19 protein-coding genes are annotated in these 22554 nt (G+C 60.3%); 15 read left to right on the plus strand and 4 right to left on the minus strand.

Going from position 1 to position 22554, the window contains the following annotated elements; translation table 11 throughout:
* Window positions 1-277: 277 nt before the first annotated feature.
* The 10 genes from SOP97_RS14105 (at window position 278) to SOP97_RS14150 (ending at window position 14923) form a co-directional block, all read left to right on the plus strand.
* Complete coding sequence (locus SOP97_RS14105; RefSeq protein WP_322949677.1) at window positions 278-1651, plus strand: glutamine synthetase family protein; 1374 nt, start codon at window positions 278-280, stop codon at window positions 1649-1651.
* 37 nt (window positions 1652-1688) lie between these two features.
* The gene (locus SOP97_RS14110) at window positions 1689-3077 is read left to right on the plus strand and encodes an aldehyde dehydrogenase family protein (protein ID WP_322949679.1); all 1389 of its coding nucleotides are present in this window, start codon (window positions 1689-1691) and stop codon (window positions 3075-3077) included.
* Between the two features lie 7 nt (window positions 3078-3084).
* The gene (locus tag SOP97_RS14115) at window positions 3085-4254 is read left to right on the plus strand and encodes an iron-containing alcohol dehydrogenase (protein WP_322949681.1); all 1170 of its coding nucleotides are present in this window, start codon (window positions 3085-3087) and stop codon (window positions 4252-4254) included.
* A 190-nt stretch (window positions 4255-4444) separates the two neighbouring features.
* A complete protein-coding gene (locus SOP97_RS14120) occupies window positions 4445-5368 on the plus strand; it encodes an ABC transporter ATP-binding protein (protein WP_322949683.1) in 924 nt (307 codons plus the stop codon).
* Window positions 5365-6099, plus strand: a complete 735-nt coding sequence (locus tag SOP97_RS14125; protein WP_322949685.1) for an ABC transporter permease subunit — start codon at window positions 5365-5367, stop codon at window positions 6097-6099. Before SOP97_RS14120 ends, SOP97_RS14125 begins: the two co-directional genes overlap by 4 nt.
* An 8-nt stretch (window positions 6100-6107) precedes the next feature.
* Window positions 6108-7943 (plus strand): GldG family protein, encoded by a 1836-nt coding sequence (locus tag SOP97_RS14130; protein WP_322949687.1) that lies wholly within the window; start codon window positions 6108-6110, stop codon window positions 7941-7943.
* Window positions 7944-8089: 146 nt separating this feature from the next.
* Window positions 8090-8278 (plus strand): 4-oxalocrotonate tautomerase, encoded by a 189-nt coding sequence (locus tag SOP97_RS14135; protein WP_322949689.1) that lies wholly within the window; start codon window positions 8090-8092, stop codon window positions 8276-8278.
* Between the two features lie 152 nt (window positions 8279-8430).
* Window positions 8431-12504 carry an ATP-dependent RNA helicase HrpA gene (gene hrpA / locus SOP97_RS14140; protein ID WP_322949691.1) on the plus strand — a complete coding sequence of 1358 codons (4074 nt, stop codon included), beginning with the start codon at window positions 8431-8433 and terminating at the stop codon, window positions 12502-12504.
* Between the two features lie 93 nt (window positions 12505-12597).
* Window positions 12598-13398, plus strand: coding sequence for a substrate-binding periplasmic protein (locus SOP97_RS14145; protein ID WP_322949692.1), 801 nt, complete (start codon window positions 12598-12600; stop codon window positions 13396-13398).
* A gap of 271 nt (window positions 13399-13669) precedes the next feature.
* Window positions 13670-14923, plus strand: a complete 1254-nt coding sequence (locus SOP97_RS14150; RefSeq protein WP_322949693.1) for a ferredoxin reductase family protein — start codon at window positions 13670-13672, stop codon at window positions 14921-14923.
* Between the two features lie 157 nt (window positions 14924-15080).
* Here the strand turns inward: SOP97_RS14150 and SOP97_RS14155 are convergent, their stop codons facing one another.
* Window positions 15081-16790, minus strand: a complete 1710-nt coding sequence (locus SOP97_RS14155; RefSeq protein WP_322949695.1) for an amidase — start codon at window positions 16788-16790, stop codon at window positions 15081-15083.
* An 80-nt stretch (window positions 16791-16870) separates the two neighbouring features.
* Window positions 16871-17575 (minus strand): glutathione S-transferase N-terminal domain-containing protein, encoded by a 705-nt coding sequence (locus tag SOP97_RS14160; protein ID WP_322949697.1) that lies wholly within the window; start codon window positions 17573-17575, stop codon window positions 16871-16873.
* Window positions 17576-17707: 132 nt separating this feature from the next.
* Here SOP97_RS14160 and SOP97_RS14165 point away from each other — a divergent pair, with 132 nt between their 5' ends.
* Window positions 17708-18145, plus strand: coding sequence for an HIT family protein (locus tag SOP97_RS14165; RefSeq protein WP_322949699.1), 438 nt, complete (start codon window positions 17708-17710; stop codon window positions 18143-18145).
* Window positions 18146-18253: 108 nt separating this feature from the next.
* Entirely contained in the window at window positions 18254-18679 is a 426-nt protein-coding gene (locus SOP97_RS14170; protein WP_322949701.1) for a 3-isopropylmalate dehydratase, read from the plus strand.
* 101 nt (window positions 18680-18780) lie between these two features.
* Here the strand turns inward: SOP97_RS14170 and SOP97_RS14175 are convergent, their stop codons facing one another.
* Both SOP97_RS14175 and SOP97_RS14180 read right to left on the minus strand, forming a co-directional pair.
* On the minus strand, window positions 18781-19509 hold the full coding sequence (locus SOP97_RS14175; RefSeq protein WP_322949702.1) for a substrate-binding periplasmic protein: 729 nt from the start codon (window positions 19507-19509) through the stop codon (window positions 18781-18783).
* Between the two features lie 32 nt (window positions 19510-19541).
* Window positions 19542-20153 carry a LysE family translocator gene (locus SOP97_RS14180; RefSeq protein WP_322949703.1) on the minus strand — a complete coding sequence of 204 codons (612 nt, stop codon included), beginning with the start codon at window positions 20151-20153 and terminating at the stop codon, window positions 19542-19544.
* A gap of 335 nt (window positions 20154-20488) precedes the next feature.
* Between SOP97_RS14180 and SOP97_RS14185 the strand changes: the two genes are divergently transcribed.
* The 3 genes from SOP97_RS14185 (at window position 20489) to SOP97_RS14195 (ending at window position 22539) form a co-directional block, all read left to right on the plus strand.
* Complete coding sequence (locus tag SOP97_RS14185) at window positions 20489-21610, plus strand: beta-ketoacyl-ACP synthase III (RefSeq protein WP_322949766.1); 1122 nt, start codon at window positions 20489-20491, stop codon at window positions 21608-21610.
* A gap of 93 nt (window positions 21611-21703) precedes the next feature.
* Window positions 21704-22312 (plus strand): RNA polymerase sigma factor, encoded by a 609-nt coding sequence (locus tag SOP97_RS14190; protein WP_322949768.1) that lies wholly within the window; start codon window positions 21704-21706, stop codon window positions 22310-22312.
* Window positions 22306-22539 (plus strand): zf-HC2 domain-containing protein, encoded by a 234-nt coding sequence (locus SOP97_RS14195; RefSeq protein ID WP_322949704.1) that lies wholly within the window; start codon window positions 22306-22308, stop codon window positions 22537-22539. Before SOP97_RS14190 ends, SOP97_RS14195 begins: the two co-directional genes overlap by 7 nt.
* The last annotated feature ends 15 nt before the right edge of the window (window positions 22540-22554 follow it).

Genomic DNA, 22554 nt, shown 5'->3' on the forward strand with positions numbered 1-22554 from the left:
CCCGCCCCTCAAGGAGCGGGCGTTTTGCTGTGTGCAGGGCGCTGCTTCCTCACCTGCGCTGTAGCGGCAGCCGCGTGCTGCAGTTATTTCCCGTAACCGCCTGCCAACTCGACAATCCTGTACCACACTCATGTGGCTTTTGCCGGCTGTTCTAACAGGCGTTGGGTGGTAGTCGGAGCGCATTGTGCGGTTTTTTGGGGGTGCGCTTGAGGCTCTGTTGTTGCCTGTAGGACTGACACCGGATGGTCAGCCATAACAACAAGAAACAGGTGCATTTATGCTCAATCCGCGAGACGTAAAAACCGCCGATGATGCCAGGCGCATTATCGAGGAGCGTGGCCTCAGTCATATCAAGGTTGGGGTGTTTGATAACGATGGGGTGATGCGCGGCAAATACCTCAGCCGCAGCAAATTCTTTTCGGCACTCGACAGCGGCTTTGCCTTCTGTGATGTGGTGCTGGGCTGGGATGTAAAAGACCAACTCTACGACAACGTGCAGTACACCGGCTGGCACACCGGCTACCCGGATGCGCCCGTGCGGGTACTGCCGCATACCTGCCGCGACTTACCGTTTGAGAACGGCATGCTGCTGTTTATTTGCGAGTTTGCCGAGGCAGCAGAAAAGGTCTGCCCGCGCGGCACCTTGCGCCGTGTGGTGGAGCGCTGCAAAACCATGGGCTTTGATGCCTTTGCCGCGCTGGAATATGAATTTTTCATGTTCGACGAAACCCCTGAATCCGCCCGTGCCAAGGGTTTTCGTGACCTCAAGCCCTTTACCCCGGACTGGTTCGGCTACTCGATGATCCGCAACTCGGTGCATGCCGAGCTTTACCACGAAATTCTTGAAATGGCTGAACGCATGGACTTTCCCATCGAAGGCCTGCACACCGAAACCGGCCCCGGCGTACTGGAGGCAGCTATTGCCTATGACCGCGCTGAGGATGCGGCGGACAAAGGTGCGCTGTTCAAAACCTTTATGAAGGTGCTGGCCCAGCGAAACGGACTAATGGCCACCTTTATGGCCAAGTGGTCGGGCAAGTACCCGGGGCAGAGTGGGCATATCCATGTGTCCCTGCGTGATCTGGCCAGCGGCAAGTCGGCGTTTTACGACCCCAGCCAGGCGCACAACATGAGCAAGATTCAGCGCCACTTCCTTGCCGGCCAGCAGCGTTTGATGCCGGAATTTCTCTGCATGGTGGCGCCGACGCTGAACAGCTACCGCCGCATGATCCCAGGTTTTTGGGCGCCCACGGACGCTACGTGGGGCGTGGAAAATCGTACCGCTGCATTACGGGTGATTCCCGGCACTGATAAATCCCAGCGGCAGGAGTACCGCTTGGGCGCTGCTGATGGCAATCCTTATCTAGCCCTCTCGGTTGCGCTTGGCTCAGGGTTATATGGCGTGATGCAGGAGTGGGAACCGACTGAGCCTGTGGTGGGCAATGCCTATGCCGTGAAACACCCGGAAGAGCTGGCCCTGCCGCGTACCCTTTGGGATGCCGCGCAGCGCTTAAAAGGCTCAACAGCGGCTCGCGAGCTGTTTGGCGATGAGTTCGTCGAGCACTTCGCCGCCAGCCGTGAGTGGGAAGAGCGCGAATACCGTCGGCATGTCAGCGATTGGGAGCTGGATCGCTACTTCGAAATCATTTAGGTCGCACACCGATGTGGATCGGGCTACGGAGTATTCAATGAGTAAGTTGCAGTGCATTTCCCCAATCGATGGCTCGGTGTATGTCGAGCGCCATCTGGCGTCCAATCCCGAGATCCAGGCGGCGCTGGTCAAGGCCGAGCTGGCGCAAAAGGTCTGGAAAAATACCCCGCTGGCGCAGCGTATCGCTATCGGCCGTAAGGCCATTTCTGCCTTCGCGGCCAAGGAAGACCAGCTGGCAAAAGAGTTGTGCTGGATGATGGGGCGGCCGATTCGTTATGCCGCCGGCGAGGTGCGCGGCTTTGTTGAGCGCGCCAGCTATATGGCCGACATCGCTGAGCAGGCCCTGGCCGATATTCATGTTCCGGAAAAAACCGGCTTCATCCGCTTTATTCGCCGTGAACCCCTGGGTGTGGCGCTGGTGATCGCCCCATGGAATTACCCCTATCTGACGGCCGTGAACGCGGTGATGCCGGCGCTGCTGGCGGGTAATGCGGTGTTGCTTAAACATTCTGCGCAAACCCCGCTGTGCAGTGAGCGAATGGTGGAGGCCTTTATCGAGGCCGGTTTGCCGGACGGTGTATTCCAGTACCTGCACCTCAGCCACGGCGAGACCGAGGCGCTGATCCAGGCGCCGACTATCGCTCACGTCGCATTCACCGGTTCGGTGCCGGGCGGCACCATGGTCGAGCGTGTGGCGGTGGGGCGCTTCCTTAGTATTGGCCTGGAATTGGGCGGTAAAGATCCCGCCTATGTCCGTGCCGATGCCGACCTGGCCCATGCGGTGGAAACCACAATAGACGGGGCGTTCTTCAACTCCGGGCAATCCTGCTGCGGCATCGAACGCATCTATGTACACGAAGCGCTCTATGACGCCTTCGTCGAGCAGGCGGTGGCGCTGGTCAAACAGTACAAACTCGGCCGCTCCGATGACCCGGACACCACCCTCGGTCCACTGGTACGTGCCGAGGCGGCGGACTTCGTCCGTGGGCAGATTCACGATGCCATTGAGCAGGGGGCTGTGGCGCATCTGGTGCCAGCCGATTTCGCCCAGGACCACCCCGGCTCTCAATACCTCGCGCCGCAGGTACTGACCAACGTACACCACGGCATGCGGGTGATGACCGAAGAATCCTTCGGCCCGGTAGTAGGCATCCAGAAAGTCAAAAATGATGAAGAAGCCCTGGCGCTGATGAACGACAGCGAGTTCGGCCTGACTGCCGCGATCTTCAGCCGTGACGTCGATGCTGCTATGGCCTTGGCCGACCGGGTGGAGGCTGGCACGGTGTTCCTCAATCGCTGCGACTACCTTGACCCGGCATTGGCCTGGACCGGGGTGAAGCACTCCGGGCGTGGTTGCACCTTATCCAGTGTGGGTTTCGAGCATGTGACCCGGCCGAAATCCTTCCACTTCAAGACCCAGCTGTGAGGCGCGTATGGACCTGAATCACTACCGTATGAATTGGAACTACCCGACCTCGGTACGCGTCGGTGTGGGCCGCATCAGTGAACTGCCGACGGCTTGCCGGCAGCTGGGCATGAGCGCGCCGCTGCTGGTCACTGACCCTGGCCTGGCTGCATTGCCGATGATCGACCGGGCGTTGCTGCACTGCCGTGATGATGGTCTCAAGGCTGGGTTATTTAGCGGTATCAAAGGCAACCCCACTGGGCAGAACGTGATGGATGGAGTTGCCGCATTTAAAGCCGGTGGGCATGACGGCGTGATCGCCTTTGGCGGTGGCTCGGCGCTGGATGCGGGCAAGGCCATCGCCCTGATGGTCGGACAGAATCGGCCGCTGTGGGATTTCGAGGACATCGGCGACAACTGCGAGCGCGTCAATGTCGCGGGCATGGCCCCGGTGGTGGCGGTGCCAACCACGGCCGGCACTGGTTCGGAGGTCGGCCGCTCCTCGGTGATCACTGACGATGCGGCGCATATCAAACGCATCATCTTTCACGCACGCATGCTCCCGGCGCTGGTAATCCTCGACCCAGAATTGACCCTCGGCCTGCCGGCCAAAATCACCGCCGCCACCGGTATGGATGCGCTGTCGCATAACCTGGAAGCCTTTTGCTCACCGCTGTTTCACCCCATGGCCGAAGGTATCGCCCTGGAAGGCATGCGCCTGGTGCAGCAGTACCTACCACGTGCCGTCGCGCAAGGCTCGGATGTAGAAGCGCGTTTGCAGATGTTGGTGGCCTCCAGCATGGGCGCGACCGCATTCCAGCGCGGCCTCGGTGCCATGCATGCCCTGGCCCATCCACTCGGCGCGCTGTACGACGCACACCACGGCCTGCTCAACGCGGTGCTGATGCCTTATGTGTTGGTGGCCAACCGCGAGCGCATCGAACCGCAGATGGAGAAAATGGCGCGCTACCTAAATCTGCCCAAGCCTGGCTTCAACGCTGTACTGGAGTGGGTGCTGGCGCTGCGTGAACAGGTGGGTATTGCGCACAGCCTAGGCGAGATTGGTATTGATGACACGCGTATCGAGCAGGTGGGGAAAATGGCCGAGGTTGACCCATCCGCCGGCACCAACCCGATTGCCTTCACAGCTGCGCAATACAGCCAGTTATTCACCCGCGCCCTCAACGGCAAGCTCTAGCGCGATACTTTGCTAAGGCCGGCCATGCTGTTGGCTGGCCTTGGAGCGTCGTAGCGAACAGATACATGACCCGCCGGTTCTTCGCTTGCGCTGTCCGCGTGTGACTCCTTATAGTCCGCCGGCACTTAAGCGCCCGGCTTGCGTCAGCAGCGGCTGCAAGCAGGGCCTGTTACCGCAATGGTGAGAGGCCATGATCGAAATAAAAAAACTAACCAAGCGTTTTGCGCAACATACCGCCGTCGATGACCTGTCTTTCAGCGTCCAGCCTGGCGAAGTCCTCGGTTTTCTCGGCCCTAACGGCGCCGGTAAATCCACCACCATGAAGATGCTCACCGGCTTTCTCGCGCCGACGTCCGGCAGTGCCAGCATCCTCGGGTTTGATATCCAGAAAGACACCCTCAAGGCCCAGCAGCAGATCGGTTATCTGCCTGAAGGCGCGCCGTGCTACGGCGATATGACGGTGCGTAGCTTCCTTGAATTTATCGCTGAGGTGCGCGGCTTCAAAGGTGCCGCGAAGCGTGAGCGGGTCGCCAAGGCCGTGGCTCAGGTCGAGCTTGAGGCCGTGTTGGAGCAGAGCATCGAAACCCTGTCCAAGGGTTTCAAACGCCGCGTCGGCCTGGCTCAGGCGATTCTGCATGACCCCAAGGTGCTGATTCTCGATGAGCCCACCGATGGCCTCGACCCTAACCAGAAGCATCAGGTGCGCAAGCTGATCCAGAGCTTGGCGCACGACAAAATCGTGATCATCTCCACCCACATCCTCGAAGAAGTCTCCGCCGTGTGCACCCGCGCGGTGGTAATTGCCCATGGCAAGTTGCTGGCCGATGGCACGCCGCTGGAGCTGGAAAGCCGCTCGCGCTACCACCAGGCGGTCACCTTGGTCGCCGAAGAACCACTCGATCAGGCTGCCCTGGCCGCGTTGCCGGGCGTTGCCGGGGTGGAGGAGAACGCCCTGGAGCACAGCCTGAGCATCCTCGCCAAGCCGGGTGAGGTGATCTTCGCGCAGGTCAATGCGCTGATCGCCGAGCGTGGCTGGAAGGTGCGTGAGTTGAATGTCGAACGCGGTCGGCTGGACGAAGTGTTCCGCAGCCTGACCCGTGGGGAGGTGGTATGAGTCAGTTGTCGGTGATCTTCAAACGCGAGCTGGCGAGCTACTTCGCCACGCCGTTGGCTTACGTGTTTATTCTGATTTTCCTGGTGCTGTCCGGGGTGTTCACTTTCTACCTTGGCGGTTTCTTCGAGAGCGGCCAGGCCAACTTGTCGCCGTTCTTCAATTTCCATCCGTGGCTATACCTGTTTCTGGTGCCGGCGATTGCCATGCGCCTGTGGGCCGAGGAGCGCAAGAGCGGCACCATCGAGCTGCTGATGACCCTGCCGATTACCCGTTTTGATGCGGTTACCGGCAAGTTCCTCGCCGCCTGGGTTTTTGCCGGTTTGGCGCTGCTGCTGACCTTCCCGATGATCATCACCGTCAACTACCTCGGTGAGCCGGATAACGGCGCGATCATTACCGGTTATATCGGCAGTTGGCTGCTGGCGGGGGCTTATCTGGCGATTGGCTCGTGCATGTCGGCGCTGGCGAAGAATCAGGTGATTGCCTTCATTCTGACGGTCAGTGTGTGCTTCCTGTTTATTGTCAGTGGCTTCCCCATGGTGCTCGATGGCTTCAGTGCCTGGGCACCGCAGTGGCTTATTGACGCGGTTGCGTCACTGAGCTTCCTGAGCCGTTTCGATGCGATCAGCAAGGGCGTGATTGATCTGCGCGACCTGCTGTATTTCCTCACCCTGATTGCCGCCTGGTTGGCGGCGACCGCGGTGGTTATCGATTTGAAGAAAGCGGATTGAGGACACCCATGAAAAAGCTGATGGTTTCCAGCGCCGGGCTTGTACTCATTGCCCTGGCGTTTCTCGCGTTTAACCTGTTCTCCAGTTTTAGCCTCAGCGGCTTACGCCTGGATTTGACTGAGCAGAAGCTCTACACCCTCTCAAGCGGTACTGAGCAGATTCTGGCCGAGCTGGACGAGCCGGTGGAGCTGAACTTCTTCTACTCCGACACCGCCACCAAGGACCTGCCGGCGCTGCGCACCTACGCCAAGCGCGTTGAGGAAATGCTCAAGGCCTATCAGCGTGAGGCCGGTGACAAAATCAAGCTGAACATCATTGATCCCGCACCGTTCTCCGAGGACGAAGACAAAGCCGCCGAATTCGGCCTGCAGGGCATTCCGCTGCAGCAGGGTGGCGACTCGATCTACTTCGGCCTGGCTGGCAAGAATGCCGAGGGCCAGGTGCAGGTGATCCCGTTCTTCGCCTTGGATCAGGAGGAGTTCCTTGAATACGAACTCAGCCGCCTGGTGCAAAGCCTAGCCAAGCCCGAGCGTCCGGTGGTGGGTGTGCTGTCTGGCCTGCAGGTCAATGGTGGCTTCGATATGGCTGCGCGTCAGCCAACGCCGGCCTGGATGCTGATTGAGGAGATTCGTCAGCTGTTCCAGATCGAAAGCCTTAAGCGTGACGTCGACCTGATTCCTGAGAAGGTCTCGGTGCTGCTGCTGATCCATCCCAAGCAGCTGCCTGAGCAGACGCTGTATGCCATCGACCAGTTCGTCCTGCGCGGCGGCAAACTGCTGACCTTTGTGGACCCGTTCAGCGAGGCCGATACTCAGGCCGAGATGCCGGGTGAGATGGTCATCGACAAGGCCTCTGATCTGCCTGAGCTGTTCAAAGCCTGGGGCTTGCGCATGGTACCGGACCAGGTGCTCGGAGATGGCTCTTACGCGATGTCGGTCAGCATGGGGCAGGGCCAACGGCCGGTGCGCCATGCGGCTTGGCTGAGTTTGCCGAAGAACGTCCTGGATAAGGACGACATCAGCACCGCCTCGCTGGAAACCATCACGGTGGCCACGGCGGGCATCTTGGAGCCGCTGGAAGGCGCGAAAACCACCTTCACTCCGCTGATCCGCAGCTCGCAGTACGCCATGCCCTTTGATGCCAAGCGCTTCGGCATGCTGAGCAACCCCGAACAGTTGATCCGTGAGCTTGAGCCGACCGGCGAGCGCTACACCCTGGCCGCGCGCATCAGTGGTCCGGCGCAGTCGGCCTTCCCTGAGGGTATCGAAGGGCAGAAAGATGGCCTCAAGCAGGCCGACACGATCAACGTGATCGTCGTGGCCGACACCGACATGCTCACCGACCGCATGTGGGTGCAGGTGCAGGACTTCTTCGGCCAGCGCATTCCGCAGCCGTGGGCCGACAACGCCGGTTTCGCGATCAACGCCCTGGACAACCTGGCTGGCTCCGAAGCGCTGATCAGCGTGCGTTCGCGTGGTCGCTTCACTCGGCCGTTCGAGGTGGTAGACGCGATCCAGCGTGAGGCCGAGGTCAAGTTCCGCGAGAAGGAACAAGCTCTGCAGGCGCAGCTGGCGGATACCGAGCAAAAGCTGGCGCAGCTGCAGCAGAGCGATGATCCGAGCAAAGTCATGGAGCTAACGCCCGAGCAGCAGGCGGCGGTGCAGCAGTTTGTGCAGCAGAAGTTGGCCATCCGTAAGGAACTGCGCAACGTGCGCTACCAACTCAACGCCGATATTGAAGCCTTGGGCGGCACGCTCAAGTTCCTCAATATTGCCCTGGTACCGCTGTTGCTCACCCTGGCTGTAATGGCGCTGTGGCTGTGGCGTCGACGCCGTCACGGCTGATTTTGTCTGCACCTGCAAAGGGCCGCTCTGAGCGGCCCTTTGTTTTTCTGTTCTGCCGGTCAGATAATGCCCGTGCGCAACTGCGCCAAGCGGATCGCCGTGACCGATCTAAGCAGTCCTGTTTCCCCTGTTTTGAGGATTATTAGATGCCTACCATCGTGGTCAAAATATTTGAAGGTCGTTCCAACGAAACCAAGCGCGAATACGCCAAAGCCCTGACCGAAGCCTCGACCCGCGTGCTCGGCTGCGATGCCGGTGCGGTTGATGTGATCTTCGAGGAAGTGAAGAGAAGCGATTGGGCCACCGGCGGCGTGCTCTGGTCTGAACGCGACTAACCAGCGCTCGCCATCTGCCTTGGCGTTGGGTTACGCCGCTACGCGACTAACCCAACCTACGGATCGGCCCAACACCCTCGGTCGTTTTCTTGCGGCCAAAAATGCGACAATCGCCGACCTCTTCCCCTTGACCTCCCCCCCGCGATTATCTGATGACCGATGCCACGCCCGCCGTTGACCAACTGCTAAAAAACCTCGATCAGACCCTGCTCGGCGATCGTCATCGCCTGCGCCGCCAGTTGCACGAGTTGCGTAAGCAGAGCCCGGTGGACGAGGCCAAGCTGGCGCAGTGGCTGTCGCGCTTCGAGGCGTCCCGCGCCAAGGTTGAGGCGCGCCGGTTGAGCGTACCGCCGATGCGTTACGACGATGCCCTGCCGATTGCCGCCAAGCGCGACGAGATCAAGGCCGCCATTGCCGCGCATCAGGTGGTGGTGATCGCCGGGGAAACCGGCTCGGGCAAGACCACGCAGCTGCCGAAAATCTGCCTGGAGCTGGGCCGTGGTGTGCATGGTTTGATCGGCCACACCCAGCCGCGACGTTTGGCGGCGCGCAGCGTGGCCACACGGGTGGCGGAAGAAATCGGCACGCCGCTGGGCGAGTTGGTCGGTTATCAGGTGCGCTTCGAGGACCAGAGCAACGAGCGCAGTCTGATCAAATTAATGACAGATGGCATCCTGCTGGCGGAAACCCAGCACGACCGCTATCTGGAAAAATACGACACCATCATCGTCGACGAAGCCCACGAACGCAGCCTGAACATCGACTTTCTGCTGGGCTTTCTGAAAACCCTGCTGGTTCGCCGGCCGGACCTGAAGCTGATCATCACCTCGGCGACCATCGACCTGCAGCGCTTCTCCGAGCATTTCGGCGGTGCGCCGATTGTCGAGGTATCCGGGCGCACCTTCCCGGTGGACACCTGGTACCGGCCGCTGGCCGCTGAGCAGGACGAGGAGGGCAACCGGGTTGAAGAAGACCTCTCGGTTGATCAGGCGATTCTCGCCACCCTCGATGAAATCAGCGCTTTCGAGAAAGCCGAGGGCAAACGCCCCGGCGATGTACTGGTGTTCCTGCCCGGTGAACGCGAGATTCGCGACGCCGCCGAGGTGCTGCGCAAAGCCAACCTGCGTATGACCGAAGTACTGCCGCTGTATGCACGCCTCACCCCAGCCGAGCAGCAAAAGATTTTCGCGCCCATGGGCGCTCGCAAGATCGTCCTGGCCACCAACGTCGCGGAAACCTCGCTGACTGTGCCAGGCATTCGTTATGTAATCGACAGCGGCACCGCGCGCATCAGCCGCTATAGCTATCGCGCCAAGGTCCAGCGTTTGCCCATCGAGGCCATCAGCCAGGCCAGCGCCAACCAGCGCAAGGGCCGTTGCGGGCGGGTTGAGCCGGGTATCTGTATTCGCTTGTACAGCGAGGAAGACTTCATCGGTCGGCCGGCCTTTACCGACCCGGAGATTCTGCGCACCAACCTGGCGGCGGTAATTTTGCAGATGCTGCACCTGCGCCTCGGCGAGATCGAGGCCTTCCCGTTTATCGAGCCGCCGGATGGCAAGGCCATCAGCGACGGCTTCAACCTGTTGCAGGAACTCTCGGCGGTTAACCGCGAGGGCCAGCTCACCCCGCTGGGTCGCCAATTGGCGCGCTTGCCGGTGGACCCACGTTTGGGGCGCATGGTGCTGGAAGGGGCCAAGCAAGGCAGCCTGGAAGAAATCCTGATTATCGCCAGTGCGTTGTCGGTGCAGGATGTCCGTGAGCGTCCATCGGACCGCCAGCAGGCCGCCGACCAGGCCCATGCGCAGTGGAAGGATGTCGATTCCGACTTTGCCGCGCTGATCAACCTCTGGCGCGGTTTCGAGGAACAGCGCCAAGCGCTGGGCTCAAGCGCGCTGCGCAGCTGGTGCCGGAAGAACTTTCTCAACTATTTACGTCTGCGTGAGTGGCGCGATTCCCACCGTCAGTTGGTGCTGATTACCCGTGATTTGCAGTTGTCAGCCAAGCCCAAGGGCGGTGGTTCCGTAGGATGGGTGGAGCGCAGCGATCCCCATGCCGGGCCAGATGATGGGTATCGCTCCGCTCTACACCATCCTACAAAAGACCGTCAGCTCTCGGCGGTGCAAAAGGAAAAAGAGCTGGCCGAAAAAGACCAGGCCGCCCAGCGCAGCAAAAGCTACGCCGCTGTGCACAAGGCCATTCTCGCCGGCTTGCTTAGCCAGATCGGCCAGAAAACCGAAGACGGCGACTACCTTGGTGCCCGCCAGCGGCGCTTCTGGGTGCATCCGTCTTCGGTGATTGGCCGTAAGAAACCCAGCTGGTTAATGGCCAGTGAGTTGGTGGAAACCACCAAGCTATTTGCGCGCATGGTGGCCAAAATCGAGCCGGATTGGATCGAGCCGCTGGCTACGCACCTGATCAAGAAGAACCACCTGGAACCGCACTGGGAGAAGAAGCGCGGCCAGGTTGTGGCCTATGAACAGATCAGCCTCTATGGCCTGATTGTGGTGGGGCGCCGTGCCGTGCATTTCGGCCCGATTGACCCCGTGGTGTCGCGTGAGTTGTTTATCCGCGAAGGGCTGGTGGGCGGTGAGATCAATTCGCGCGCCAAGTGCCTGACCGCCAACCGCCAGCTGCTGGAAAAACTCGACGAGCTGGAAGCCAAGGCGCGTAGGCGTGACATCCTCGCCGATGAGGAAACGCTCTACGCCTATTACGAGGCGCGTCTGCCGGCCAACATCTACCAGACCGCGACCTTCGACAGTTGGTACAAAAGCGAAAGCGCGAAGAATCCGCAACTGCTGATCATGCGTGAAGAAGATGTGCTCGCCCGCGACGCTAAGGAAATCACCGCCGCGCAGTACCCGGATACCTTGCGCCTGGGCGAGCTGACCCTGCCGCTGACTTACCACTTCGAGCCCAATCACCCGCGCGATGGTGTAACCCTGCGCGTCCCTGCGCCGTTGCTGCCGCAATTGCCGCCGGAACGTCTGGAATGGCTGGTGCCGGGCCTGCTGGAGGCCAAGTGCATGGCCCTGGTGCGTGGCCTGCCCAAGGCGCTACGCAAGAATTTTGTACCGGTGCCGGACTTTGTCGGCGCGGCGCTGAGCAAAATCAGCTTTGCTGACGGCAGCCTGCCTGAGGCGCTGGGCCGTGAGTTGACGCGCATGACCGGCACGCGGGTCAGTGAAGAGGCCTGGGCCGAGTCGGCGGCGCAGCTGGAAGGCCATCTGCGCATGAATATCGAGGTGGTCGACAATCAGGGCAAACCCCTGGGCGAAGGCCGCGATCTGGCCGAGCTGACGGCGCGCTTCAGTGCGGCGACGCAGGCTGGCCTGGCCTTGCCGAAAGCCGCCAAAAGCGCGCAGCCGGTGGAGGCCAAAGCCTTCAGTGAAGTGGCCGCCAAGACCCAGCAGCAGATCGCTGGCCTGTCCATGACGGTTTATCCGGCGCTGGTGGAAGAGGCGGGCGTAGTCAAGGAAGGGCGCTTCCCAACCCTGGCCGAAGCTGAGTTTCAGCATCGCCGAGCGCTGCAGCGTTTGTTGCTGCAGCAACTGAGTGAACAAGCCAAGTTCCTGCGTGGCAAGCTGCCGGGCTTGACCGAGCTGGCGCTGCTCTACCGTGACATGGGCCGCATCGATGCCCTGGTCGAAGACATCCTGCTGGCCAGCCTCGACAGTTGCATCCTCGAAGGCAGCGAGCCCTTGCCGCGTGATGGCGCTGGCCTGGCGGCGCTGGCCGAGCGCAAGCGTGGCGACTGGACCAGCCATGCAGAGCGGCTGGCCAAACTCACTCTGGAGATACTCAAACTCTGGCACGGCCTGCAGAAGCGCTTTAAGGGCAAGATCGACCTGGCCCAGGCCATGGCGCTCAACGATATCAAGCTGCAGCTGAGCAACCTGGTCTACCCCGGCTTTGTCCGCGAAACTCCGGCGCAGTGGCTCAAGGAGGTGCCGCGTTACCTCAAGGCTATCGAGCAGCGCTTGGACAAGATCGCTGGCCAAGTGCAACGTGACCGCGTGTGGAGTGGTGAGCTGGCAGGCTACTGGGAGCAGTACCAGGCGCGGCTGGCCAAGCACAGCCAGGAAGGCAAGCGCGACCCGCAGCTGGTGCTGTATCGCTGGTTGCTGGAGGAGTACCGCGTGTCGCTGTTTGCCCAGCAACTGGGTACCAAGTTGCCGGTATCCGACAAACGCCTGAGCAAGCAATGGAGCAGCGTCGAGAGCTAAGTGAGCAACGTGGATAATCGGCGGGTTTGCTTGGGCTCGGTAGAAGGCTGCTAGACTCTGGCGACCCTATCGAGCCCTGCATGAGAGACGATCTTGATAGCAGTCGATTTAAACCGTTCGCCATCCCCGCGTTACCGCCCACTGTTTGTCCTCTTGCTCCTGGTCTGCCTGCCCGGCCTGGCGACGGCAGCCTGTGAGAAAACCCTGCGCTGGGACGATGATCCACCCTTTAGCATGCAAACGGCTGACGGCGGCGTGGTCGGTATTGCCATTGATCTCAACCGCGCGGTGCTGGCTCGCTTAGGTTGTCAGACCAAGTTACGCAAGCTGCCTTGGGCGCGGGCGCTTAAAGAGCTGGAGCTGGGCCGAGTGGATATTCTCCACGGTGCTTTTCGCCGGCCCGAGCGTGAGCGCTATGCCTACTTCTCCGGCACGGTTCTGCCGCCTTCGCGCAATATTTTGTTTGCCCGTACGTCTACATGGGGTCAGTGGCCGAGCGAGCGGTTACTCGACTTGCAGCACACCGCCTTCCGGTTAGGTGCACAGACCAACGTGTCCTATGGCACGGATTACCTGACGTTGATGAGCGACCCCGCATTTGCCGCGCGGGTGTCGACTGCGACCAATCGCACCAGTCTCTGGCGAATGGTCAGTAAAGGCCGGATTGATGGCGTGATTGCCGATGAAAATACCGGGCGTTATGAGATTCATCAGCTGGGTTTTGACGCGCAGATAAAACCCACGGCCATCGTGGTCTCCAGCGATGCTGCGGAAGTGGCGTTCAGCAAGCGCACAAACGATCCAGCCTTTGTGCAGTTGTATGTCGATGTCTTGAGTGAGTTTGTCGCAGATGGTCGTTATCAGCAGATAGTGCAGCGCTATGTCATGCCGTAAGCGCGGCGGCGTATTGCGTGCTGTGGTCGCGCGGTTAATCCGCGCGTGAACTGCGTTCTAGTTATTTAAACCGCCGATGTGCTGAGAACAGCCCGCGCGTCGTCAATGCTGCGCTGGCCTGTTGCGGGCTATGCCCAACGTTGCCAGAGCATGATGACTTGGATCATTTTCGTTACGGAGTCACCTAGTAAACTTGGGGATTACTCAAGCTGTTCGTGAGTTAGCCGTTTATAGCGGTAGGCGGACTGCGCAATAAAAGGGAGAGTTAAGGTTGAAAACGTGGCACTGCATTGTGGGTCTCTTGCTGATCACTGCACTGACGTTACTGCTTGAAATACCAAGCAGTACCTGGTTTACCTCGGCGACGTTGAGCATGCTGCTTGGCACTGCGGCGTTGGTCTATATGGCTGTTTCTTGTCTGCTCGCCAGCCGCTGGAAAGTTGTCGAGAGCATGTTTGGTGGCTTGGACAGGGTCTACGAAACGCATAAATGGCTGGGCGTCTGGGCACTGGTTTTTGCCTCGTATCATTTTGTCTTCAAGGCAAATCTGGACGAGTGGAACAGTGTCCCTATCTTGGAGTTATCCAAATACTGGACGCGCCTCGTACGGCAATTGAGCTACATCGCGCTGGGCCTTATTGTGCTGCTCGCGTTGAACCGCAACATCCCTTATAGCCAGTGGCGTCTGTGGCATAAGCTGTCCGGCCCCTTGTTTCTGATCGTGATCTTGCACTGGCTTAGCTTCAAATCGCCGATCACCCTGGACAGCCCTTCGGGTATCTGGCTGGTGCTGTGCTGCGGGGCCGGTGTCGTGGCGGCTTTCTACAAGTTAGTGCTTTACCCCTTTGTTGCGCGCGCTGGCGAGTATCGGGTGGCGGCTGTCTCCCGAGACAAGGGTGCCCTGCATTTGACGCTGGAGCCGGTTAACAAGCGTTTTGACTTCAAAGCGGGTCAGTTTGCTTTTCTGGCAATGCAGCAAAAAGGCCTGCGTGAGCCGCACCCCTTCACAATAGCCAGCGCCAATGCAGCGAACGGGCAAATTGAGTTCGTGATCAGAGGGCTGGGGGATTACACGAAAAAACTGTGTGAGTGCGCAGAAGTGGGCATGCGCGCCGATATATACGCACCTTACGGGCGCTTTAAGCGTCCCGCTCAGGCTGAGCAGGAGATATGGGTCGGCGCCGGTGTTGGTATTTCACCCTTCATCTCCTGGCTGCAAGACCCGGATGCAAAGGACTTCGACAAAGTCACCTTGGTTTATTGCTTTAATCCCTCGCGAGCCTTCCCGCCGTTTGAGACGCTGCAAACCATGAGTGCGCAACGCGGTGTGCAGTGCGTTGGTAACTCAGGCGGTCTTGAAACGTTGGCAGACACTCTGCGCCAGGCAGTCGCGAGAGGTGCGCCAGATAAGGTGCATGTCAGCTTCTGTGGCCCCAAAGAGTTGTTGGCCAAAGTGAGTGACCTGATGCGTGCCAACCAGATTCCGCTGAGTAACCTGCACAATGAGCTATTTGTATTCCGCTAAACCGGCATCCTGAGCGTCAGAGCGAGCGTCATTGACAGAGCAGCCTTCGGCCCCCCAGGCCTTATGCAGCGAGCAGGGGCAAAAGCGGGTTTGGCGGCGAGCTGCTTGGATATAAAAAAACGGGACTGGCGCTTTATGCGTCAGTCCCGTTTTTGTTTCAGTCGCGCGTTAGTGGCGGGGTACGCGGTGGTACCAGGCGTTTCGAGCCGGTTGACTCGAATGCACACGCAAAGCGCAGCAGGGCCGAGTCGTCGTAGGCGCGGCCGGCGAAGGTCAGGCCGACGGGCATGCCGATGTCGGCCATCACGCCCATCGGCACGGTGACGGTGGGCACGCCCAAGTGGCGGATCGCCAGATTGCCGTTGGCGACCCAGACGCCATTGCTCCAGGCGATGTCGGCAGACTCGGGGTTTATATCGGCGTCCGCCGGGCCGACGTCGGCCACGGTGGGGAACAGTACGGCGTCGAGACCGAGTTGCGCCATCCAGTCCTCCAGGTCGAGCTTGCGGGTTTTTTCCAGGCCGCGCAGGCCGTCGGGCAGGGTGCTGATTTCGTTCCACGGGGTGATGCCACGTTCGGCCATGCGCACGTATTCATCCATGCCGGCGGCCAGGTCGCCTTCGCGGTTGGGCAGGGTGCCGGGGTCGTGGGGGAAGATCTGCGGGCCATCGACATCCGCCAGGCGATTGAGTTTGGGGTCGCCGTTGGCGCGCAGGAAGTCGTCAAACGCCCAGCCCGAGAGTTCCCACAGTTCGTCATGCAGGAACTCCGGGGTGACGATGCCGCGGTTGTACACGGTCGGCGCACCCGGGCGATCGCCTTCGCAATTAGACACCAGCGGGAAGTCCACCTCGATAACGTGCGCCCCGGCCGCTTCCAGGACCTGGCGTGCTTGCTCCCACAGGGCAATCACCGTCGGGCGGGTGTGGATGCGTTGGCCCGTCGGCCCACCGATGCCGGGGTTGTCGCTGGTGCCGGCCTCTTCATCTTTATTGATAAACATGCGCGGCACGCCGAAGCGTTTACCGGCCAAGGCATCGGCCTTGGCGGCCAGTTGCACATAGCTTGCTGGGCGCACCGAGGATGCCGACGGAATCGATACCCAGGGTTGCAGGCGCCAGAGGTCGCCGCGCGTATCGCTATCATCTGCGACTATGACGTCGAGCACTTCGAGTAGGTCGGCCATGGTGCGGGCGAACGGTACGACTACGTCCATGGTCGGCGTCAGTGGCCAGTTACCGCGCACCGAGATGACCCCGCGCGAGGGCGTGTAGGCACACAAACCATTGTTGGACGCCGGGCCACGGCCGCTCGACCAGGTTTCTTCGGCTAGGCCGAAGGCGGCAAAGCTGGCGGCGGTGGCGGTGCCAGCACCGTTAGACGAACCGGAGGCGAAAGGCGCAGTGAGGTAGTCGGCGTTATACGGGCTTTCGGCACGGCCATAGACGCCGCGCTGCATGCCGCCGTTGGCCATAGGCGGCATATTGGTCTTGCCCAGGCAAATGGCCCCGGCGCCGCGCAGGCGTTCGATGGTGAAGGCATCGCGATAGGCGATCAAATCCTTGAAGGCTGGGCTGCCGGAGGCCGCAGTGAGGCCTTTGACCAGGTAGCTGTCCTTGGCCGTGTACGGAATGCCGTCGAGTGGGCCGAGGCACTCACCACGGGCGCGGCGTGCGTCCGAGGCTTGGGCCTCCTGCAGCGCTTCGGGGTTGTGCACCACCACTGCGTTGAGCTGGGTCGGTGTGTCGGCGCCGTCGTAGGCGGCGATGCGCGCAAGATAGGCCTGCACCAATTCGACCGCCGTGGTCTGGCCGGTTTCGAGTGCGGCGCGCAGCTCGGCAATGGAAACTTCGGTTACCTCAATCATGCTGTCACCGCTGCTGGCTGTTGAAGGTGGTTATTCATAGAAACTCTCGTAGCGCTGTGTGGGGGCGCGGGTGCTGTAAGTCAGCCGCGAGCAGGTGTCGTCAGCCCTATAACCACCGCTGGGCGCTCGACGAATGCATGCAGCACGCGCTGTACATTGCCGAACCGCTCGAACTCCACCAGCTCGCCCGCCTCGTAGAAGCCCACCAGGTTGCGCACCCAGGGGAAGGTGGCGATGTCGGCGATGCTGTAAGCATCCCCCATGATCCAGGCGCGACCTTGCAGGCGTTTATCCAGCACGCCGAGCAAGCGCTGGGATTCGGCGACATAACGGTCGCGCGGGCGTTTGTCCGGGTAATCCTTGCCGGCGAATTTATGGAAGAAGCCCAACTGACCAAACATCGGGCCGATGCCGCCCATCTGCCACATCAGCCATTGCAGGGTTTCATAACGCGTGGCGGGGTCTTGGGCCAGCAGCTGGCCGGTTTTTTCTGCCAGGTAGATCAGGATGGCCCCTGACTCGAACAGCGCCAGTGGTTGGCCGCCTGGACCATTGGGGTCGAGGATGGCGGGGATTTTATTGTTGGGGTTGAGCGAGAGGAATTCGCTGCTGAGCTGGTCATCGCTGTCAAAGCTGACCAGGTGCGCTTCATAGGGCAGGCCAATCTCTTCCAGCATGATTGAAGCCTTGACCCCGTTGGGGGTGGGCAGCGAATAAAGTTGTAAGCGCTCGGGATGCTGGGCGGGCCATTTCTGCGTGATCGGGTAGGTGGATAAGGCTGACATGGGCGCTCCGTATTGGCGGGTCAAAGGCGCAGGATAGCGGTGATTGGCTGTTTGGTCAGGTAGCTGGTTTTTCTCTGTGCGCAGAAGTCGGTATGGTTGGGGTTATTTCAACCCTGCGTAATGGAGAACATGATGAGCCTGCACGGCGAATACGACAGCCAGAACATCTTTGCTCAGATCATCCGTGGCGAAGCCCCGTGCTACAAGCTGTATGAAGACGAAGATGTGCTGGCCTTTCTCGATGTGTTTCCGCAGTCCTACGGGCATACGCTGGTCATCCCTAAGCGCTCGGCGGCGCGCAATATTCTGGATGTCGATGCCGCCAGCTTGAGCAAGGTTATGGCAGTGGTGCAGCAACTCACCAGCGTGCTGGTGAACGAGCTGGAGCCAGCCGGGGTGCAAGTGGCGCAGTTCAATGGCGCACCGGCGGGGCAAACGGTGTTTCACATTCATGTGCACATCGTGCCGCGCTACGAGGGTGAGGCACTGGCTATGCATGCTGCCGGTAAGGCCGAGCCAGAAGCATTGGCGGCCTTGCAGGCGCGCTTGCTCAAGCGGCTCGCCAGTTGATGCTGCGATGTGCGCCTGTATAACTTGAGGCTGACTGTGCCTGCGGCAATACTCAAACCGCCAGCTGTTGCTGGCGGTGTTTCTTCCCCGCGCCCATGGAGGGCTCCCATGCGATTGATTGGTGCCGTTTTACCGCTGTTGCTGTTGGCCGGATGTTCGTCCTGGAAGCCCGCGCCAGAAGATATCAAGCCTGTGCCCGCAGAGCGTTTGCTCGGCTATCAAGCGACGCTGGGACAGGGCGGAGAGTTGCGGGTCAACCGTGATTTTGGCGGCATGGGCAGTGGTTGCTATGTTGCGGTGCTGGTGGACCGCACGGTGGCGGCGCGCATCGGCGTAGGTGAGCAAGTGCGCTTCCTGGTACCAAGCGGTACGCGGGTGCTGAGCATTGGCATCGACGAGATGGACGACACCCTGTGCGGCAAGGGCCGCCTGCGCCGCGAACTGGCGGTGAAGGTGCAACCCGGCTCGCAACAGGATTTCCGCATCGTCAGCGATAATCGCAAGGGCTTCGATATCTTGCCGGTAACCGAGTAAACCTCGATCAGTCCCCTCTCTGAATGGCCGGTGCCTGTGAGCATCGGCCATGTCAGTCGGCCTTACTGTTAGCGTACGCCCCGTTGCTCTTGCTGCATCACTCAGCGATAGCGGGCAAGCAGCGCATCGAATTCCCCCGCCTGTTTCATCTGCACCATGGCGCGTAGCAAGGCCATGGTGGGCACATCAGGTGCGTCGCGAACCATGCAGGAAACCGGGTCGGCGGCGACTTCGCTGAGTGCGTAGAGTTTTTGCCCCGGTGGTTGATGACGGTTGAACCAGCTTAGCGACAGCTCATTGCTGATGGCGTAGCGGTAGCGTCCGGCGCTCAGTTTGTGCAGCACCTGATCCTGGGTGCGGGAGTCTTCACGTTGGATCTGCCCGCTGTTGAACAGCGGATCCAGGCGCGGATAGGTGAAACCAAGGACAGTGCCCAAACGCTCACCGTGCAGCGCTTCGGGTTGCAGTTGTTCGGCGCGGTTACCCAGCAGCAGGTCGCGCTGAGTCATAAAGGGCAGGCTCCAGATAAAACGATAGTGATCTGCATTGATCCAGTTCGGGCTGACATAGCAGCGCACATCAATCTCGCCGCTGGCCATTGCGTACCCTATACGTAGGCTCGGCATCACCAGCATGTCGGCCTTGCGTCCGATCTTGGCGGCCATGCGCTGTTGCAGGTCAACCAGAAAGCCTTCGACGGCCTGGCCCTGCTCAATGCGCACCATCGGCATGCCCCAGCTGTCGATGATAGAAAACCGTATTGCGCGTTCACTGGCCGATGTCACGGCACTCAGCGTGGGCAATAGCAGTGTCAGCAGCAATTTAAACACCAGCACAGATCCTTCTGGTCGAAGTGAGTGGCTCAGCGGGTCATGGGGAGGGCCGCCCCCATGAGGGCAAAAAGGCCTCCACAGCAGCGATTAAAACCTTTGCCGCTGCGTTGTAACCACGGCCGAACGCGATGGGCCATGCGCGCCAGCAGGTATTCGACGCTGCCTTCGACCACGGCAAAGGTCATGGCCATGATGGCGAACTGCAGCCAGAGGTCCGCACGCGGGTCGAGGAACTGCGGCAAAAAAGCGCCAAAAAACAGGATCACCTTGGGGTTGGACAGCGCGGACAACAGCCCCTGGCGAAACAACTTAAAGCCGCTGCTATTGGTGGCCTTATCCGCCATGGCCAGATGCAGCGGCGGCGCGCGCCAGAGCTGTATGCCGAGCCAGATCAAATAAGCACCGCCCAGCCATTTGAGAATGCTCAGCGCCTGCGCCGAGGCTTGCAGCAAGGTGCCGATGCCGAGCATCGACAAAGCCATCAACAGGGTAAAACCGAGCACTCCACCGCTGACGGTAAACAGGGTTTTGCGGTGGCCATATAAGGCCCCATGGCTGAGCGCGAGCAGGCCGTTTGGCCCTGGAGTCAGCGCCAGGCCAAATACTGCAGTCACAAATAAAAGCCAGGTATGTAGGGCCATAAAACTGTGTCCAGGGCAGGAGGGGGCAGGACAGCACCTGCGAGGCCCTGTTCTTTCATGTCGTGACCCACTAGTCAAGCGACTGGGGCGCTGTTGGGATGTGTCTTGCGCTACGTTGTGAGCCTCTTTGCCTCAATAGCCGGCAGGATGTCGCATTTACCCTGACGTACTGAGCGGACGAAGGGCCCATGGCTGTGGCAAACTCCGTCATAAGTAACAGGCCGTTTCATGGACTGAGTTTGCTGTGCCTGTCAGCCGTTTTTTGCCCGTGGCGTGCGCCTTGGGCCTATTGGATAACTGGCCGCTGCCTGCGGCGAAGAACATGAGGAATGACTGTGCATAACGTCGTGATCAGCGGTACCGGCCTCTATACCCCGGCAAACAGTATTTCCAACGATGAGTTGGTTGAGTCGTTCAATGCCTATGTGCAGCAGTTCAATGCCGACAATGCGGCGGCTATCGCCAGCGGTGAGGTTGAAGCGCTGAGTGAGTCGAGCAGCGGTTTTATCGAGAAAGCCTCTGGTATCAAGAGTCGCTTTGTCATGGATAAAGCTGGGATTCTTGACCCTGAGCGCATGGCCCCGCGTCTCCCTGAGCGCAGCAACAACGAGTGGGGCATTCTTTGCGAAATGGCCGTAGGCGCTGCTAAAGATGCCATGGCCCGTGCCGGCAAGGCCGCCGCCGATATCGACGGGGTGATAGTCGCGTGTTCCAACCTGCAACGCGCTTATCCAGCCGTGGCGATTGAAGTGCAGGCCGCGCTGGGCATCCAGGGCTTCGGTTACGACATGAACGTGGCGTGTTCCTCGGCCACCTTCGGCATCCAGGCGGCCGCTAACAGCGTGCAACTGGGCCAGGCCCGCGCGATTTTGATGGTCAACCCGGAAATCTGCACCGGCCACCTGAACTTCCGCGACCGCGACAGCCACTTTATCTTCGGTGACGCCGCCACGGCGGTAATCATCGAGCGTGCTGATCAAGCCACCTCGAACTACCAGTTCGATATCGTCGGCACCAAGCTGATCACCCAGTTCAGCAACAATATCCGCAACAACTTCGGCTTCCTCAACCGCTGTGCGGAAGAGGGCGTTGGCGCGCGTGACAAGCTGTTCGTCCAGGAAGGCCGCAAGGTGTTCAAGGATGTCTGCCCGATGGTTGCCGAGCTGATTGCCGCGCACCTGGCCGAGAACAAGCTGAATGTGGGCGATGTGAAGCGTTTCTGGCTGCACCAGGCCAACCTCAATATGAACCTGCTGATCGCGCGCAAGCTGCTCGGCCGTGACGCTGAGCCTGGTGAGGCGCCGGTGATTCTCGACACCTACGCCAACACCAGTTCGGCCGGCTCGGTAATCGCCCTGCACAAACACCAGGAAGACCTGCCGAGCGGTGCGCTGGGTTTACTCAGCTCGTTTGGTGCGGGCTATTCGATTGGTAGCGTGATCCTGCGTAAGCGCTGAGCATCACTTTAATGCCTGCTGCGCTTGGCGATGCTGCGTTGCAAGCAGGCGCGGCTGCTCAGCGTCCGAGCTGGCCTTGAGGCGATTGTGACGATGCCGGTAAATGACGCTGACCTACTGCCCCGCCTGCGTGCAGGCGAGCAGAAGGCTTATCGCGAGCTGGTTGCTACTTACCAGGGGGCGATGCGCGCGGTGGCCTTTGCCATTGTCGGCAGCCGCAATGCCGATGAAGTGGTGCAGGACGCCTGGTTAGCCGTGGTGCGCAGCCTTGATGGTTTTCAGGCACGTTCGAGCCTGAAAACCTGGCTGCTGACCATCACCGCCAACACCGCGAAAACTCGTCTGAAAGGTAATCGCCGCGAAGTATTGCTCGACGATATTCCCTCGCCGCACGGCAGCGTTGGCGATGAACGCTTCCGCGCAGATGGCCACTGGTTGTTGGCGCCGCATGCCTGGCATCACGACTCTCCAGAGGCGCTGCTGAGCGAAGATGAGTTGCGTGAATGCCTGGAGAAAACCCTCGCCAGCCTGTCCGAGCTGCAAAGCAGCGTGCTGCAGCTGCGTGAGCGCGAAGGGCTTGCGCTGGAGGAGATTTGTAATCTTTTGCAGGTCTCGCTCTCCAATGTGCGGGTGCTGCTGCACCGCGCGCGACTCAAGGTCTTCGCCACCTTGGAGCATTTTGAGGAGACTGGGCAATGTTGAGCTGCAAGGACTTGGTGGCCCATTCCAGCGACTATATCGATGGCCAGTTGGGCGTCCGTCAGCGCTGGTCGATGCGCATGCACTTGGCCATGTGCGTGAACTGCCGGCGGTTTATCAAGCAAATGCGTTTGAGTCAGGCGGTGCTGCGCCAGTTACCGCGTGGGCAGCACGCTGAGCTTGATGAAATAGCCGACAAACTTGCCGAGTTACGCCGCCAGCAGCGCTGAGTGGGTTGCCGGCGA

The organism is Pseudomonas spirodelae (assembly GCF_034653255.1).
GTDB lineage: Bacteria > Pseudomonadota > Gammaproteobacteria > Pseudomonadales > Pseudomonadaceae > Aquipseudomonas > Aquipseudomonas spirodelae.

What these genes read in the sequence shown, in the direction of transcription:
- SOP97_RS14195 (WP_322949704.1), top strand. Translation starts at nt 22,306, where the DNA reads ATGTTGAGCTGCAAGGACTTGGTGGCCCATTCCAGCGACTATATCGAT.
- SOP97_RS14160 (WP_322949697.1), bottom strand. Translation starts at nt 17,575, where the DNA reads ATGTCAGCCTTATCCACCTACCCGATCACGCAGAAATGGCCCGCCCAG.
- SOP97_RS14135 (WP_322949689.1), top strand. Translation starts at nt 8,090, where the DNA reads ATGCCTACCATCGTGGTCAAAATATTTGAAGGTCGTTCCAACGAAACC.
- SOP97_RS14105 (WP_322949677.1), top strand. Translation starts at nt 278, where the DNA reads ATGCTCAATCCGCGAGACGTAAAAACCGCCGATGATGCCAGGCGCATT.
- SOP97_RS14120 (WP_322949683.1), top strand. Translation starts at nt 4,445, where the DNA reads ATGATCGAAATAAAAAAACTAACCAAGCGTTTTGCGCAACATACCGCC.
- SOP97_RS14165 (WP_322949699.1), top strand. Translation starts at nt 17,708, where the DNA reads ATGAGCCTGCACGGCGAATACGACAGCCAGAACATCTTTGCTCAGATC.
- SOP97_RS14180 (WP_322949703.1), bottom strand. Translation starts at nt 20,153, where the DNA reads ATGGCCCTACATACCTGGCTTTTATTTGTGACTGCAGTATTTGGCCTG.
- SOP97_RS14155 (WP_322949695.1), bottom strand. Translation starts at nt 16,790, where the DNA reads ATGATTGAGGTAACCGAAGTTTCCATTGCCGAGCTGCGCGCCGCACTC.
- SOP97_RS14170 (WP_322949701.1), top strand. Translation starts at nt 18,254, where the DNA reads ATGCGATTGATTGGTGCCGTTTTACCGCTGTTGCTGTTGGCCGGATGT.
- SOP97_RS14115 (WP_322949681.1), top strand. Translation starts at nt 3,085, where the DNA reads ATGGACCTGAATCACTACCGTATGAATTGGAACTACCCGACCTCGGTA.
- SOP97_RS14110 (WP_322949679.1), top strand. Translation starts at nt 1,689, where the DNA reads ATGAGTAAGTTGCAGTGCATTTCCCCAATCGATGGCTCGGTGTATGTC.
- SOP97_RS14130 (WP_322949687.1), top strand. Translation starts at nt 6,108, where the DNA reads ATGAAAAAGCTGATGGTTTCCAGCGCCGGGCTTGTACTCATTGCCCTG.
- SOP97_RS14190 (WP_322949768.1), top strand. Translation starts at nt 21,704, where the DNA reads ATGCCGGTAAATGACGCTGACCTACTGCCCCGCCTGCGTGCAGGCGAG.
- SOP97_RS14125 (WP_322949685.1), top strand. Translation starts at nt 5,365, where the DNA reads ATGAGTCAGTTGTCGGTGATCTTCAAACGCGAGCTGGCGAGCTACTTC.
- hrpA (WP_322949691.1), top strand. Translation starts at nt 8,431, where the DNA reads ATGACCGATGCCACGCCCGCCGTTGACCAACTGCTAAAAAACCTCGAT.